At 63.3% G+C, this 14017-nt stretch carries 16 protein-coding genes; 7 read left to right on the plus strand and 9 right to left on the minus strand.

Going from position 1 to position 14017, the window contains the following annotated elements:
* Window positions 1–32: 32 nt before the first annotated feature.
* From NKI50_RS09500 to NKI50_RS09530, 7 genes are all read right to left on the minus strand, one after another.
* Window positions 33–536 (minus strand): sarcosine oxidase subunit gamma family protein, encoded by a 504-nt coding sequence (locus tag NKI50_RS09500; protein WP_023717015.1) that lies wholly within the window; start codon window positions 534–536, stop codon window positions 33–35.
* Window positions 529–2448 (minus strand): glycine cleavage T C-terminal barrel domain-containing protein, encoded by a 1920-nt coding sequence (locus NKI50_RS09505; RefSeq protein WP_352716326.1) that lies wholly within the window; start codon window positions 2446–2448, stop codon window positions 529–531. The genes NKI50_RS09500 and NKI50_RS09505 overlap by 8 nt, the downstream gene beginning before the upstream one ends.
* Window positions 2445–3482, minus strand: a complete 1038-nt coding sequence (locus NKI50_RS09510) for an FAD-dependent oxidoreductase (RefSeq protein ID WP_352716328.1) — start codon at window positions 3480–3482, stop codon at window positions 2445–2447. The genes NKI50_RS09505 and NKI50_RS09510 overlap by 4 nt, the downstream gene beginning before the upstream one ends.
* Window positions 3479–3760: a sarcosine oxidase subunit delta gene (locus NKI50_RS09515; RefSeq protein WP_023717017.1), complete on the minus strand. Its 282-nt coding sequence runs from the start codon at window positions 3758–3760 to the stop codon at window positions 3479–3481. The genes NKI50_RS09510 and NKI50_RS09515 overlap by 4 nt, the downstream gene beginning before the upstream one ends.
* A 13-nt stretch (window positions 3761–3773) precedes the next feature.
* Window positions 3774–5024 carry a sarcosine oxidase subunit beta family protein gene (locus NKI50_RS09520; protein ID WP_352716330.1) on the minus strand — a complete coding sequence of 417 codons (1251 nt, stop codon included), beginning with the start codon at window positions 5022–5024 and terminating at the stop codon, window positions 3774–3776.
* 10 nt (window positions 5025–5034) lie between these two features.
* Window positions 5035–6183, minus strand: a complete 1149-nt coding sequence (locus NKI50_RS09525; protein ID WP_023717019.1) for a M24 family metallopeptidase — start codon at window positions 6181–6183, stop codon at window positions 5035–5037.
* 74 nt (window positions 6184–6257) lie between these two features.
* On the minus strand, window positions 6258–7448 hold the full coding sequence (locus tag NKI50_RS09530) for a M24 family metallopeptidase (protein WP_023717020.1): 1191 nt from the start codon (window positions 7446–7448) through the stop codon (window positions 6258–6260).
* A gap of 240 nt (window positions 7449–7688) precedes the next feature.
* On the opposite strand from NKI50_RS09530, the gene ehuB reads away from it, so the two are divergent.
* The 5 genes from ehuB to NKI50_RS09555 are packed head-to-tail and all read left to right on the plus strand — an operon-like array spanning window position 7689 to window position 11513.
* Window positions 7689–8558 (plus strand): ectoine/hydroxyectoine ABC transporter substrate-binding protein EhuB, encoded by an 870-nt coding sequence (ehuB, locus tag NKI50_RS09535; RefSeq protein ID WP_023717021.1) that lies wholly within the window; start codon window positions 7689–7691, stop codon window positions 8556–8558.
* 54 nt (window positions 8559–8612) lie between these two features.
* Window positions 8613–9341, plus strand: a complete 729-nt coding sequence (gene ehuC, locus NKI50_RS09540) for an ectoine/hydroxyectoine ABC transporter permease subunit EhuC (RefSeq protein ID WP_352483851.1) — start codon at window positions 8613–8615, stop codon at window positions 9339–9341.
* A complete protein-coding gene (gene ehuD / locus NKI50_RS09545; RefSeq protein ID WP_023717023.1) occupies window positions 9338–9997 on the plus strand; it encodes an ectoine/hydroxyectoine ABC transporter permease subunit EhuD in 660 nt (219 codons plus the stop codon). The genes ehuC and ehuD overlap by 4 nt, the downstream gene beginning before the upstream one ends.
* Window positions 9994–10773, plus strand: a complete 780-nt coding sequence (gene ehuA, locus NKI50_RS09550; protein WP_023717024.1) for an ectoine/hydroxyectoine ABC transporter ATP-binding protein EhuA — start codon at window positions 9994–9996, stop codon at window positions 10771–10773. The genes ehuD and ehuA overlap by 4 nt, the downstream gene beginning before the upstream one ends.
* Window positions 10770–11513 carry a GntR family transcriptional regulator gene (locus tag NKI50_RS09555; protein ID WP_023717025.1) on the plus strand — a complete coding sequence of 248 codons (744 nt, stop codon included), beginning with the start codon at window positions 10770–10772 and terminating at the stop codon, window positions 11511–11513. Before ehuA ends, NKI50_RS09555 begins: the two co-directional genes overlap by 4 nt.
* A 127-nt stretch (window positions 11514–11640) precedes the next feature.
* Here the strand turns inward: NKI50_RS09555 and NKI50_RS09560 are convergent, their stop codons facing one another.
* Window positions 11641–12072, minus strand: coding sequence for a VOC family protein (locus NKI50_RS09560; RefSeq protein WP_023717026.1), 432 nt, complete (start codon window positions 12070–12072; stop codon window positions 11641–11643).
* A gap of 108 nt (window positions 12073–12180) precedes the next feature.
* A complete protein-coding gene (locus tag NKI50_RS09565; protein WP_352483883.1) occupies window positions 12181–13032 on the minus strand; it encodes an AraC family transcriptional regulator in 852 nt (283 codons plus the stop codon).
* 210 nt (window positions 13033–13242) lie between these two features.
* On the opposite strand from NKI50_RS09565, the gene NKI50_RS09570 reads away from it, so the two are divergent.
* Both NKI50_RS09570 and NKI50_RS09575 read left to right on the plus strand, forming a co-directional pair.
* A complete protein-coding gene (locus tag NKI50_RS09570) occupies window positions 13243–13605 on the plus strand; it encodes a VOC family protein (RefSeq protein WP_031193399.1) in 363 nt (120 codons plus the stop codon).
* Window positions 13602–13886 (plus strand): DoxX family membrane protein, encoded by a 285-nt coding sequence (locus NKI50_RS09575; protein WP_352483853.1) that lies wholly within the window; start codon window positions 13602–13604, stop codon window positions 13884–13886. The genes NKI50_RS09570 and NKI50_RS09575 overlap by 4 nt, the downstream gene beginning before the upstream one ends.
* The last annotated feature ends 131 nt before the right edge of the window (window positions 13887–14017 follow it).

Consider the following 14017-nt stretch of genomic DNA (forward strand, 5'->3'; position numbering starts at 1 on the left):
AAGCCGATCCTTGCCCGAGAAACCACCATTGGCTAGCCATCCGCAATCCAATCCGAGAGGCTGCGGGCAAAACTTCGCGGCACGATGAGTTCGCACGCGGCCTCGCCGGTGCGCAGGAAGAGCACGGAGACATGATGGAAGGATGTCTGCACGGCGCGGCCCGGAGCGGCGGCCGGCGCGTGCCAGTCGACGGTAATGCAGCCGGACAGAAGCCTTGCGATGTCAGGGCCGGCCATTTTCAAACGAACACGACCTTCGCCGAGGGGAACAGAACAGCCGAGATCGGGGTCGACGGAAAGCGCGGGCGCTTGCGTGCCTTCGTCGAGAACCAGCCAGAGGCGGCGAGGTGCAATGCGGATGATTAGAAGCCCCTTGTGGCGAACGGTCTCTCCGACCGAAGCGGGAAGTTTCGTGCCGAGCGACGCCGAGACGCTCTTTTCGAATTGTCTCAGTGTCCCGTCCCAGCCCTCGATCTGGATAAGCGGACAATCGGCCACGGATAGGCTGAAATCCCGAGAAGAGGTCAAGCTAGCCATGCAGCCGTTCTCCCTGTGGATCGAGGAATACTGGCGAGACAATGCGGGCGCGAACTGTTTCGGCCTTCATCGGATAGACCGCCACGACCTCGCTTCCTTCTGCCGCGACATCGCCGGCAAGCAGGGCCAGCCCGACATAATGGCCGCGCTCGGGGCTGAAAGTGACGGAGGTGATGCGACCGCGCCCATGGCCATAGGGTTTCTCATCCGGCAGGAACAGGATGGCGCCGCCGCGCAGGCGTTTTCCGTCCTCGATGCATTCCAGTCCGACCAGGCGCTGCCGGTTGGGCGCCCGGAGGGCAGGGCGCCGTCGCAGGACGTCGCCGACGAAGCCGCTGCGCTTGCCGGCCATGCGGCCGAGGCCGAGATCGTCGAGCGTCGTGCGTCCATCGATTTCAGGTCCGGCGACATGGCTCTTTTCGACGCGCAGCGCACCTAGCGCCTCGACGCCGTAAGGCTTCAGGTCGAATGGTCTGCCGGCTTCGAGCAGACGGCTCCAGAGCTGTTCACCGGCAGTGGCGCCGGTATAGACTTCGTAAGCGCGCTCGCCGGAATAACTGAGACGTAGGATGCGGAGCGCACGGCCCCCCCATCCGCTTTCGAGTAGTCCCATATGCGAAAGCGCCGCGTCGGAAACGTCGAGAGCGGGAAACGCTGCATTCAGGATCGCGCGGCTGTTAGGCCCGGCAACCGACATCGCCGCCCATTCGTCGCTGACCGAAGTGACGGCCACGCGCAAATCCGGCCAGGCCGTGTCGAGCAGGAATTCGAGACGCGACAGCACATCGGCGGCCTTGGCGGTCGAAGTGGTCATGAAGAACCGGTTTTCCGCCAGCCGCGTCGTGGTGCCGTCGTCGAAGACGATGCCGTCGTCGCGCAGCATGACGCCGTAGCGGGCGCGGCCGACCGCCAGCTTGGCAAAGCCGTTGGCGTAGACGCGGTCGAGGAAGATTGCCGCATCCGGGCCTTGGACGTCGATCTTGCCGAGCGTGGAGATGTCCATCAGCCCCGCGGCCTGACGTACATTCCGCATTTCGGCGACATAGGCTTCATTCACGTCATCTCCGGACTGCCGGTAGAAATAGGGCCGCATCCAGAGCCCCACCTCGAGCATCTCGGCGCCGTTGGCCATGTGCCAGTCGTGCATTGGCGTGCGGCGGATCGGCTTGAAATGATGGCCGATGGCGCGCCCGGCAAGCGCCCCGATGGCAACCGGCGTATAGGGCGGGCGGAAGGTCGTGACGCCGGTCTCGGGAATCGTTGCGTTGCGCAGCGCCGCCATCGCGGCAAGCGCCGGAAAATTGCTGGTCTTGCCTTGATCGGTACCCATGCCGAGCGTGGTGTAGCGCTTCAGATGCTCGACCGATTCATAGCCCTCGCGATGGGCGAGTTCGATATCCCTCGTCGTCACATCCATCTGAAAATCGACGAAGGCTTTTCCATGTCCGACGGAAGGCGCTTCGCGAAGTAGCGTCGTGGCGGTGTCGCCGAGATCGAGTTTGGCCGGAGCGGGAACCGGCGCCGACTTGCCGCCGGAGGCTGCCGCGTCGATGCCGGCGCGATGACCGTCCTCGATGGCATCGGCAGTTGCATAGGCCCCAATCATCGCGCCGGCACCTAGCCGGCCGGCCGGAAACGCGCCCGGCACGAAGCCGCCGATATCGTCGCGATAGACAGGTTTGACACCGAGGTGCGAGGTGAGATGCACGGTTGGCGACCAGCCGCCGGACACGCAGACCAGGTCGCAGGCGGCCGAGGACTGGCCCTCCGGCCCGTTGAGCGTTACGTGCCTGACGGCATGGCCGCCGTGCAGGTCGACGATCCGCGTCCCGGCCCGTATCATTACGCCGAGCCGTGCGGCTTCCGCGGCAAGTGCTGCGGGCGGGACTGCGCGCAGATCCGCAACCGTCACCTCCGCGCCGGCTGCGGCATAGTCGAAGGCGGTGCGCCAGGCACCGTCATTGGTGGTGGCGACAATGATTTCTTGCCCGGCAGGACAGCGAAACGGTTGAGATAGGTCCGGGCGGCTGAGGCAAGCAGGACGCCGGGCCGGTCATTGTTCGAGAACACCATCGGTCGCTCGATGGCGCCAGTGGCGAAAACGATCGAGCGGGCGCGCAGCATGGTGACCGTTTGCCGCGCCTCGCCGTTCGGCTTCGGACCGGTTGGATCGCGCTGTTCGACCAGCCCGATGACATTGCCGTCATAGCTGCCGAAAGCGGTTGTCCGCTTCATCAGCACGACGGTTTCGAAGCCCTTCAACTCGGCCTCGGCCTGCCTCAACCATGCGGCCGCTGCGCTGTCGGACGGTTCCGCCAGAAGCTGGCCGCCAAGCAGGAAATCCTGCTCGATCAGCGCGACCCGCGCCCCGGCCGCGGCGGCTGCCCGCGCTGCTGACAATCCCGCCGGGCCGCCGCCGACAATTGCGACATCGGCGAAAGCATGACGAACCTCGTAGCGGTCGGGATCCGGGCCGGTGCCGGCTCTGCCCAGACCGGCCGCCTTGCGGATAAAGTGCTCGTAGAACATCCAGGCGCGGCGCGTCGGGCCCATGAAGGTCTTGTAGTAGAAGCCGGCGGACAGAAACGGCGCCAACAGCCCGTTGACGCTTTGTACGTCGAAGGCCAGCGATGGCCAGCGATTCTGGCTTTCCACGTCCATGCTGTTGGCGAGTTCCAGTGTCGTCGCCGGCAGGTTCGGCTCGCGCCTGCCTGCGATCCCGAGCGTAACCAGCGCATTCGGTTCCTCCGGCCCGGCGGAAAAGATGCCGCGCGGGCGATGATATTTGAAGCTGCGCCCGACGAGAGTGACGCCGTTGGCGAGCAGCGCGGAGGCAAGGGTGTCGCCGCGATATCCAATCAGCTTGCGGCCGTCGAAGGTGAAATCGAGCGGCACCTCGCGACTGATACGGCCACCCACCGGCAGGCGTTTGCGGTTCGAACTCATGCCGGTGATTTCCTGAGAGTTGATTTCCTGGCGAAGTCGACTGATGCGACGGCATGGTTGCGGGTGTCGCGTTCGACCACCAGCCATTGCCGGCAACCGGTCACGTGCTGCCAGTATTCACGGTGCGGGCCGGCCGGGTTTGTCCTGATATAGACGTAACGGTACCAGGCCTCCGGATCGGGATCGTCATGGGCCGGACGCGTGACCGAGGCATCGCCGCCGTAGCGGAACTCGTCATGGTCGCGCGGGCCGCAGCAGGGGCATTCGATGCGCAGCATTTTGTTCCGCCTCCTATTGCAGCCAAGCGGAAGGGCCGACGCCGGCCTCATCGAGCGTGTGGCCGGTGCGGAAACGATCGAGCCCGTAGGCCGCGATCAAGGGATGCGGCTTGCCGGTGGCGATCGTGTGGGCGAAGCACCAGCCGGAAGCTGGCGTTGCCTTGAAGCCGCCATAGCACCAGCCGCCGTTGAGATAGAGGCCGTCGATCGGCGTCGGGCAGATGATCGGGCTGGCATCGGGGGTCATGTCCATGACGCCGCCCCAGTGGCGCAGCAGGCGGACGCGCGAAATACACGGCATCAATGCAATCGCCGCCTCCGCCACCTCGCGCACGACGCCGAGATTGCCGCGCTGGGCGTAGGAATTGTAGCCGTCGAGATTGCCGCCGAAGACCAACCCGCCCTTGTCGGACTGGCTGACATAGAAGTGGTCGGCGCCATAGGCGACGACGTGATCTACCAGCGGCTTCAGCGGTTCGGTGACAAAGGCTTGCAGGACGTGGCTTTCGAGTTCAAGGCCGGCCTTGGCACCGAGCACGGATGTATGCCCGGCAACAGCGAGGCCGACCTTGCCGGCGCCGATCCGGCCTTTCGTCGTTTCGACGCCGACGATACTGTCGCCGTCGCGGAGGAAGCCTGTCACCTCGCAGTTCTGGATGATGTCGACGCCATGGCTATCGGCGGCGCGCGCATAGCCCCAGGCGACGGCGTCGTGGCGTGCCGTGCCCGCCCGGCCCTGGAAGATGGCGCCATGGATCGGGAAGCGGGCAGTGTCGGAAAAATCGAGATAGGGCACCAGCCGGCGCACCTCTTCGCGGTCGAGGATATCGGCATCGATGCCGTTCAGCCGCATGACGTTGGCGCGGTGGCTGAAACCGTCGAGCTGATCGGCCGAATGCGCTGTGACGAGCTGGCCGCGCTGGGAGAACATGACGTTGAAATTCAGCACCCGCGACATGGTCTCCCAGAGCTTCATCGAGAATTCGTAGAACTGGGTGTTGCCGTCGAGCAGGTAGTTGGAGCGGATGACGGTGGTGTTGCGGCCGACATTGCCGCCGCCGACATAGCCCTTTTCGAGCACCGCGACGTTGCGGATACCGTGGTTATCGGCAAGGTAGAAGGCGGTGGCGAGGCCGTGTCCACCGCCGCCGATGACGATCACGTCATAGGACGGTTTTGGCTCCGCCGCCCGCCAGGCGCGCTGCCAATTCTTCTGGCCAGACAGCGCGTTGCGGAAAATCGAGAGTGCCGAGTAGCGCGCCATACGTGCGGGCCTATCGAACGATCGGGCCGGCCGGCGTGCGGGTGAGCACTTCAGCACCCGCGTCGGTCAAAAGCACCGTGTTGGAGACGAAGTCATCGCCGCGACCGGTTCCCATCAGCCACGACAGGATGTGGAAGCTCATCCCGGTCTCGATCTCAAGGTCGGAATCGTGCCTCAAGCCGGTCACCGAATTGCCGCCGGTCCATGATGGCGGCTGGCCAGCGCCAACCAGGTAACCGCAGTGATGGCGGCGATAGTGGGAAAGACCGGCCTCGTCGGCGACGGCCTGCCAGGCGGCGTAGACATCGCGCGCCTTGGCGCCCGGCCGCAGCGCCTCGACGACAGCGTTGAACGCCTTGGCGGTCACCGCCGCCATTGTGGCGTCTTCGTCGCTTATGTGGCCGATGCGAATGAGCCGGCCGAGCGGCGCGTGGTAGCGTGAGATGCAGCCGGACAGTTCGACGAAGACCGGCTCGCCCCTGCGGTAGATCCCGTCGCCCCAGGTCGTGTGCTCTTCACCCAGGCGCGCGGCCGGGCGGATGAACGGTCCGAAGCCCGGCGCATGACCGCCGGCGCGGATCATTGCCGCAACACATTGGGCGGCGACCTCCTGTTCGGAAGCGCCATCCGAGATCGCGGCGATCGCGGCACCGGCGGCGGCGTCCGTCACCTTTGCGGCGCGCCGCATCAGCACCTGTTCCTCGGCGCTCTTCACCCGCCGCATCTTGTCGATCAGACCGGAGACGTCGCTCCACTTGGCATCCGCTTGCATCTGGAGTGCTACGGCAAGTCCATGGCTAAGGCCGGCCGTCCAGTATTCGAGGCCGATCCGCTTGCTGGACAGGCCGAGCTCCGCAAGCACCCGCGCGGCAAGGTCGGCCGCCGTTTCGCTGTCGGAGTGGCCACGGAATTCCGCTGCCTTCACCCGCTTCTCGATGGTCACCTTTTCCATCGAGCGGGTGACCAGGACAGGTTTTCCCTGGAGCGGGACGATCAGCAGGTGAGGGGCAAAATACCCCCAGTGATCGAGCCCGGTGAGATAGAAGACGTTCTCCGGCGAGGCGAAGACCGCCGCGTCGAGCTCACGCTCGGCCAGTGTAGTACGGACCTTGGCAAGGCGGCCGGCGATTTCGGCTTCGGAAAAGGGATTACGGTCCATCGGGCGTCCTCGTGCTTGTTGCCGGCTTGGTGGCAGGCATGGTCTTTTCGGCAGCCGGCTTCCCGGCCGCCATGTCAATCGATAACGATGAGTTCGCGCGCCACATCGCAGAGGCGTTCGCCGCCGCGTTCCGTGACGACGAACGATTCCGAGATGGCGATGCCGAAATCGTCGAGCCAAACGCCGGCCATGAAATGGAAGCACATCCCAGGCTGCATCTCGGTGGTGTCGCCGGGACGAAGGCTTGCGGTGCGTTCACCCCAATCGGGCGGGTATGCGAGCCCGACCGGATAGCCGACGCGGCTTTCCTTCTTCAGTCCGTTCCTCCGCAGGACTGCCTGCCAGACGGCTTCCACCTCTTCGGCGGTGTTGCCGGGGCGCGCCTTCTCGAGGCCAGCGTCGACGCCCTCGACGATCGCCTTGGCCATGTCGAGGATGGCTTGCCGCGGCTTGCCGAAATGTACCGTCCGGGTCAGGGCTGCATGATAGCGGCGGCGCACGCCGGCGATCTCCAGAATGGCGAGGCCGCTGTCCGGCAGCGGCGCGTCGGACCACGTCAGATGCGGCGTGCTGGTGCCTTCGCCAACGGGCATCAGCGGACAGATCGCGGCATAGTCGCCGCCAGCTCCGGGCACGCCCATGATCTGTGCGTGATAGATTTCCGCAATGACATGGTTCTGAGGCACACCGGGTCGCATTTTCTCGATGGCGCGGTTCATTGCATGCGTGCAGATCGCACCCGCCTCGCGGATCAGCACCAGCTCGGCTTCGGATTTCACCAGCCGCGCCCAATTGACGAGATCGTGGTTGTTGGCGAAGTGCGCGTCGGGCAGCCCCTCGACAAGGTGGGCGTGGCAGCGCGCAGTGTAATAATGCGCGTCCATCTCGACGCCGATGCGGGCCTTTCCCCAGCCGCGCGACCGGATCAGTTGCGCGAGTTCGTCATAAGGGTGTTCGACCGGCTGCTGCACCAGCCGTTCCGAGAACGGCACGATGTTTGTCTCGGGCAGGCCGGTGGTTAGGCGTGCGCTCTTGGCATCCTGCGCCCTGCCGAACCAGATCGGCCGGTCCTCCTCCAGATGGACGAGCACGCACTGCGGAACGTAGAACGACCATCCGTCATAGCCGGTCAGCCAGCACATGTTGGCTGGATCCTGACAGACGACGAGATCGAAGCCGGCTTTTTGCATGCGTGTCTTCACGCCGGCCAGGCGCTGCCCATACTCCGCTTGCGTGAATGTCCCGAACTCGTTCGCGGTCGCCACCGAAGTCCTGCCTTCTGGGTACGCTGTTGCCCTCTTGTAAATGGGCAAACCAGGCGAAATTGTGCACAACTCGACGTCAAGTTTGTTGGATAACTACGAATTAGCGCCGAATTTACATGGTTTCTATATCTCTGCTTGCGAAATGTCTAGGGCAGTTGTATACGTCTGATCAAGCAGGCGTCGACCTCGAAGAAGGCCGCGCCCTGGGAACCATCCACAGTTGTTCAATGGGAGAAAAGCATGCTCAAATCATCGATATCGCGCCGCATGGTCGTGAAAGCGGCTGCCTGCATCGCGCTCGCCGCGACGTCATTGACGTCGCTGTCCGCTCACGCGGAAACCACCCTCGAACGGGCCAAGAAGGACGGCTACATCCGCGTCGGTTTCGCCAACGAGGCGCCGTTCGGTTACGCCACGCCAGACGGCAAGCTGACCGGCGAAGCGCCGGAAGTCGCCAAGGCGGTGCTCGCCAAGATGGGCATACCGCAGGTCGACGGTGTTTTGACCGAATTCGGCTCGCTCATTCCGGGTCTCAAGGCCGGCCGCTTCGACATCATCGCCGCCGGCATGTTCATCACTCCGAAGCGCTGCGCTGAGATCAACTACTCCGAGCCGTCCTACGGCATCGGCGAGGCTATGCTGGTGGCAAAAGGCAATCCGAAAGGCATCAAGGATTTTTCCAGCATCAAGGACAATCCGGATCTCAAGCTTGCCGTGATGGCCGGCGCCGTCGAAGGCGGCTTCGCCAAGGAAGCGGGCGTTGCCGGTGGGCAGATCGTCTCCTTGCCCGACCAGTCCAGCCTGGTCGCCGCCGTCCAGTCGGGCCGCGCCGACGCTGCCGCACTGACCGCTCTTTCGATCGCGGACATGGCCAAGAAAGCCGACGGCGTCGAATCGACCAAGCCCTTCGGCGAGGTCGCCGGCAAGTCGGTGAAAGGTCATGGCGGCTTCGGCTTCCGCAAGGAAGACACCGACCTGCAGGAGGCGTTCAACGCCGAGCTGAAGAAGTTCCTCGGTTCGCCGGAGCATATCGCGCTGGTCGAGCCACTCGGCTTCGGCAAGGACTATCTCCCCAACAAGACGACCGCAGAGCTCTGTGCTGGCAAATAGGTTCCCAACTGCTGGCGGCGCGAAAGCGCCGCCCTTTTTCCCCGGGGGAATCGCATGGGTATCCGTACGCTCGTTGCCATGCTGGTCATCGCGCTCGTCGTGATCGGCGCCTTGGCAACACAGGAAAGCTACCGAGTGTTCATGCCGGGGCTGCTGCAAGGCGCGGTCCTGACAGTCGAGATCGCCGTCCTCGGCAGCCTGCTCGCAATTATCATGGGCGTGCTTGCAGCACTTGCAAGGATGTACGGTCCAACGCCGCTCAGATGGCTGGCCACGGTTTATGTCGAGATCTTTCGCGGAACGTCGGCGCTGGTGCAATTGTTCTGGCTGTTTTTCGTCCTCCCGCAATTCGGCGTCACGATCAACGCGTTCGTGGTGGCAGTGCTCGCACTCGGCCTGAATGTCGGCGCCTACGGATCGGAGTGCGTGCGCGGCGCGATCCAGTCCGTCGCCCGCGGGCAGTGGGAAGCGTGTACGGCATTGAACATGAGCCGCCCACAGATGTTGCGCCGGATCATCCTGCCGCAGGCCTTTGTCGCGATGATCCCGCCCTGGGGCAATCTGTTCATCGAGCTTCTGAAATCGACAGCGCTGGTTTCGCTGATCACGCTTTCGGACCTCGCCTTCAAGGCGCAGCAAATGAACCAGAACACGTTCAAGACCATTCCGATCTTCACCCTCGTCCTTTTGATGTACCTGGCAATGTCGCTGGTTGTGACCATCGGCATGCGGCTTCTCGAAAGGCGGGCGTCGCTCGGACTGGCGCGGGGGAAGGCGGCATGATCTGGGATTGGGGATTTGCCCTGGAAATCCTGCCGGTGCTCGCCCGCGCCGCCATCATTTCCATCGAGGCGACGCTGATCGGTTTTGCGCTTGCGGCCTCGCTCGGCCTGGTGCTGGCGGTCGTCCGCATCGCCGTGCCATGGACCAGCTGGACGATTTCGGTGCTGGTCGAGCTGATCCGCTCGACCCCGCTGCTCATCCAGATATTCTTTCTCTATTTCGTCTTTCCGAAATTCGGTGTCGTGCTCGACGCCTTCACCGCCGGGGTGCTGGCCATCGGTATCCACTACGCCGCCTATTGCTCGGAGGTTTATCGCGCCGGTTTCGACAACATCCATCGCGGCCAGTGGGAAGCCTCGATCGCGCTCAATCTCTCGTCCTGGACGACGTTTCGCGACATCATCATCCCGCAGGCGATCCCGCCGATCGTTCCGGCGCTCGGCAATTATCTGGTGGCCTTGTTCAAGGAGACGCCGTTGCTTTCCGCAATCGCCGTGATGGAACTGATGCAGACTGCCAAGATCATCGGCTCCGAAACGTTCCGCTACACCGAGCCGATCACGCTGGTCGGCCTGTTTTTCCTTGCCATGAGCCTGGTTTCGGCGGCGCTCATCCGCTCCCTCGAAGAGCTGCTCAACCGGAGGACCACGCGATGACGGAACAACCGATGGTCCGCTTCGACAATGTATCGAAACGCTACGGCACGTTAACCGTTCTCGACGGGCTCAATCTCGAAATAGCGCGCGGCGAAAAAGTCTCCGTCATCGGTCCGTCGGGTTCGGGCAAGACGACGGTGTTGCGCATGCTGATGACGCTGGAAACGATCAATGACGGTGTCATCTGGGTCGAAGGCGAGCCGCTGACCCATATGGAGAGGAACGGCAAGCTTGTTCCCGCCGATCTCGCCCATATCCGTAAAATCCGCGCCAAGATCGGCATGGTGTTCCAGTCGTTCAACCTGTTTCCGCATATGACGGCGATGCAGAACTGCATCGAGGCGCCGATAACGGTGCTCGGCATGAAGCGGGCGGACGCCGAGGCAAGAGCGGCGGAGCTGCTGGAGCTGGTCGGTCTGGCCCAGAAGAAGGACCACTATCCGTCACAGCTTTCCGGCGGCCAGCAGCAGCGTGTCGCCATCGCCAGGGCGCTTGCCATGCGGCCCAAGATCATGCTGTTCGACGAGGTGACGTCTGCGCTCGACCCGGAGCTTGTCGGCGAAGTGCTGCAGGTGATAAGGCAGATCGGCCGCGAGCATGATCTAACCATGCTGATGGTCACCCACCAGATGGGCTTCGCCAAGGAGTTTTCCGACCGCGTTTGCTTCTTCTATCAAGGCAAGATCTGCGAGCAGGGGCCGCCAAGCGAACTGTTTGGTGCTCCCAAGAACGAGCGGACACGGCAATTCCTGCACGCTGTCCTGGAGGCTGGGTGACGATCGAGACAAAGGCCAAGCCGCCCACGACGGTGACCGCCGCGCCGCCGCGCCCGCTCTCCGCGCGAGAGCGGTTCGAGCGCATCTACCGGATATTGCGCGACCGCATCTGTCTGCTCGTCTATGCGCCGGGAAGCCGTCTGTCCGAGGAAGAACTTGCCCAGGAATTCGAGATCAGCCGCACGCCGGTCCGGCGTGTCCTGGCGCGCCTTGAATCCGAGGGTCTGGTTCAATCCGTCCACGGCGTCGGCACGATCGTCACCGACGTCGATATCGAGGAATTGCAGCAGGTCTATCATTTGCGCCTGGAGCTGGCGCTCCTCGTCGGCAAGCTTTCACCGATCCCGCGCACGGCGGACGACCTCGACCGGATACGGGCGCTCATCGCGCGCTGCGATGCCGATATACTCAATCCCGACCAGCGCGCTTTCCTGCGCCTCAACATGGACTTCTTTTACGAGCTCACGGCGATGACCGGCAACCAGCCACTGCGCGAGATCAGCGAGCGCCTGTATTTTCAGGTTGCGCGCGTCGTCCTGAAGCTGATGCCGCAATTGGGCCTTGTCGAGGAATTCACCGCGTTCCGCCGCGAAATGGAAGAGGTCCTTGCCGCCGCCGAGATCGGCGACTGGGAGTCCATAGGGCACATAAGGCGGGCGCATATCTCAATGAGCTTCCGCCGCATGATGCGCCATGCAGGCGAGGCGAATCTGGATAAAGCTACACAATCAGCCCCTTAAGACTGGTGGACTGCCGTCGAGCTGGCTTCGTTTGCCAGGGAAAGCATGGCCGCCCGCCCCGATGCCGACAGAATTTGCCAGCACTGGGGATGACTAACGCCGTTCGATACTGCAGGTCCGCGCCGCCCTAAAGAGGATCCTCACTCGGTATGTTGGCGGGGTTCCAGACGACCTCCCACAGGTGTCCGTTCGGGTCGCGGAAGTATCCGGCATACCCGCCAAAGAACGTGTCCCGGGCAGGCCTGATGATCTCGGCTCCGGCACGGGCGGCCTCATCCATCACTTGATCGACTTCCTCGCGGCGCACAACGTTGTGGCCGATTGTGAACGAGGTCGAACTGATCGGCGCTTTGGGCAGGCCGGTGTCGTAGGCGAGGTCGTCCTGAGCCCAGATCGCGAGCTTCAACCCGCCGGACAGCGTGAAGAACGCGACGGCGCCATGCTCGAATTCGCGGCCGATGATCCCTTCCGTCGGCAAGCCGAGGCCGTCGCGGTAGAACACGAGGCAACTCTCGAGGTTGGCGACAGCGATCGTCAAAACCGAAATGCGCGGTTTCATGGCAGTCTCCTCTGGTTGTCGGAGACACCAGGATAAAGTCGGGCGACAGTGAAGACTTGAACAAAACGGCCAAAAGCGTGCCGCCAAGTCGAAGAACGCGCCGAGGTTTCACTCGCCGTGCAGCAGGTGATGAATCTGTCGCGGGGTGCTTCCTGTCAGGCGTCGGCTCTCGCGAACAAGATGCGCCTGGTCGGAATAGCCCGCCTCGGCTGCCAGGATGGCCGTAGTGCTGTTCGATTGGTTCGAAAGCCGCAGAAAGCGCTGGTAGCGGAGGATACGTTCAAGCGTCTTGGGGCCATAGCCGAAGCTCTCGTCGAAGCGCCGGCGCAACGTCCTTTCGCTCATCTCGAGGGCGCGCATCAACCAAGGGACGAGAGGCGCGTCGGGTGGCGGACCGCGCTCGATCAAGCGATATGCCGCCTGCATGGGAACGTCTGGGGCGTCGGAGGCCATCTCCTCGGCGACGACCTGTTGGAGCGAGCAGGCCAGATCTTCGAGATTGTCGCTGGCGCGCACGCGGCTGGCGAGGCGCCGAGCTCGCGCTCCCCACAAATCGTCGAGCGACAGCCGCTGACCGACCAGTTCGATTTGCGGCACGCCGAGCCATGCCGCCGCCGTGGCAGGATGGAAGCGCAAGCCGATCACGACCTCGTCCGCCGCTAGAACCTCGGTCTGCGGCTCCTTGTCAGGTCCGGCAATTCGGAAGCTGCCTCCGATCCATTGCAGATCGATCGTTGCGTCGGGCATGACGACGATTGGCGGTGAGCCCGCCGGGTCCATTCGATGCACCCACACCGAAGCGAAGGTCCCGCGAAGCCGCGCCGACACTGGACGTTGCTGAAATGTGCCCGTTGCCTGCGCTGGGACGGGATCGCTCATCTCGCTCCCCTTCGGATTAGCGGCGGTGAACCTACGGCGCAGCGGCTGCGCCCGGCCGTCGCTCGAGACAACAATCTGCACGACCGACAACGTCTGCCAATCGAGAACGGTTGCAAGAATCGGTTGTTTTCTTCCGGCCGGAACGAAGAGGGCAGATGAGGGGTGATGTCACGTGCATCGCCATCGGCAGCGCCGTTTGCTGCTCATACGTCGATGGCCGTTTTGTTCAATCCGGCAAACGAGATGCGTGCTTATCTTTCGGCGTCGTACATCACACGAGAGGTATGCGTCATGAGCAACAACAACGACCAACGGATCGACTACGTCGAATTCAACGTGAAAGACATTCAGCGGTCACGCGACTTCTACGGAAAGGCCTTCGGCTGGACCTTCACTGACTACGGCCCGCAATATTGCGAGTTCAACGACGGGCGCTTGTCAGGCGGCTTTGCGGCTGGCCCAGCGAGGTCCGGAGGAGGCCCGCTCGTCATTCTCTATGCCGATGATTTGCCGGCAACGGTCAAGCGTGTCGAGCAAGCGGGAGGCAAGATCGTCAGGCCGATTTATGGGTTCCCCGGCGGCCGGCGCTTTCATTTTGCGGACCCGGACGGTTACGAGCTAGCGGTTTACACCGAAGACGGCACCAAGGAATGATCGCGGTCCTCCACCACCTCGGAGTGGTTTTGCTCGGCGGCGTCTTTATCTGGGCAGGCGCCGAGCATTTCCTCAGATTCCGGGCGATTGCAGCGTCCCTGGCCGAACGGGGCTTTCCTGCTCCCAAGCCTCTTCTCGCGGCCGGATCGGTGCTTGAGATCGGCGGCGGCTTTTGCCTCGCAACGGGCCTTTGGTGGACCCTTTCCCGCCGCAGCTTTGGCCGTCTTCACCATCGCGGCGTCTTTCATGGCGCTCAATTTCTGGCGCTACAGCGGCTATGAACGCGAAGCCCTTCGTACCGGCTTCACCATCAATGTTGCCGTCTTGGGCGGGTTGATTGTCGCCGCGACCACTAGCCTGTGATCATCGTTTCGAGGCGGCGGCTTCGTCTTCATCTGCCATCAGCCGCCGG

Source organism: Mesorhizobium sp. M0563 (assembly GCF_040321065.1).
Lineage (GTDB): Bacteria > Pseudomonadota > Alphaproteobacteria > Rhizobiales > Rhizobiaceae > Mesorhizobium.

Excerpts from the sequence above, each read along its gene's own strand:
- NKI50_RS09500 (WP_023717015.1), bottom strand. The coding sequence starts at position 536 with ATGGCTAGCTTGACCTCTTCTCGGGATTTCAGCCTATCCGTGGCCGAT.
- NKI50_RS09510 (WP_352716328.1), bottom strand. The coding sequence starts at position 3,482 with ATGAGTTCGAACCGCAAACGCCTGCCGGTGGGTGGCCGTATCAGTCGC.
- NKI50_RS09515 (WP_023717017.1), bottom strand. The coding sequence starts at position 3,760 with ATGCTGCGCATCGAATGCCCCTGCTGCGGCCCGCGCGACCATGACGAG.
- NKI50_RS09520 (WP_352716330.1), bottom strand. The coding sequence starts at position 5,024 with ATGGCGCGCTACTCGGCACTCTCGATTTTCCGCAACGCGCTGTCTGGC.
- NKI50_RS09525 (WP_023717019.1), bottom strand. The coding sequence starts at position 6,183 with ATGGACCGTAATCCCTTTTCCGAAGCCGAAATCGCCGGCCGCCTTGCC.
- ehuB (WP_023717021.1), top strand. The coding sequence starts at position 7,689 with ATGCTCAAATCATCGATATCGCGCCGCATGGTCGTGAAAGCGGCTGCC.
- ehuC (WP_352483851.1), top strand. The coding sequence starts at position 8,613 with ATGGGTATCCGTACGCTCGTTGCCATGCTGGTCATCGCGCTCGTCGTG.
- ehuD (WP_023717023.1), top strand. The coding sequence starts at position 9,338 with ATGATCTGGGATTGGGGATTTGCCCTGGAAATCCTGCCGGTGCTCGCC.
- ehuA (WP_023717024.1), top strand. The coding sequence starts at position 9,994 with ATGACGGAACAACCGATGGTCCGCTTCGACAATGTATCGAAACGCTAC.
- NKI50_RS09560 (WP_023717026.1), bottom strand. The coding sequence starts at position 12,072 with ATGAAACCGCGCATTTCGGTTTTGACGATCGCTGTCGCCAACCTCGAG.
- NKI50_RS09570 (WP_031193399.1), top strand. The coding sequence starts at position 13,243 with ATGAGCAACAACAACGACCAACGGATCGACTACGTCGAATTCAACGTG.
- NKI50_RS09575 (WP_352483853.1), top strand. The coding sequence starts at position 13,602 with ATGATCGCGGTCCTCCACCACCTCGGAGTGGTTTTGCTCGGCGGCGTC.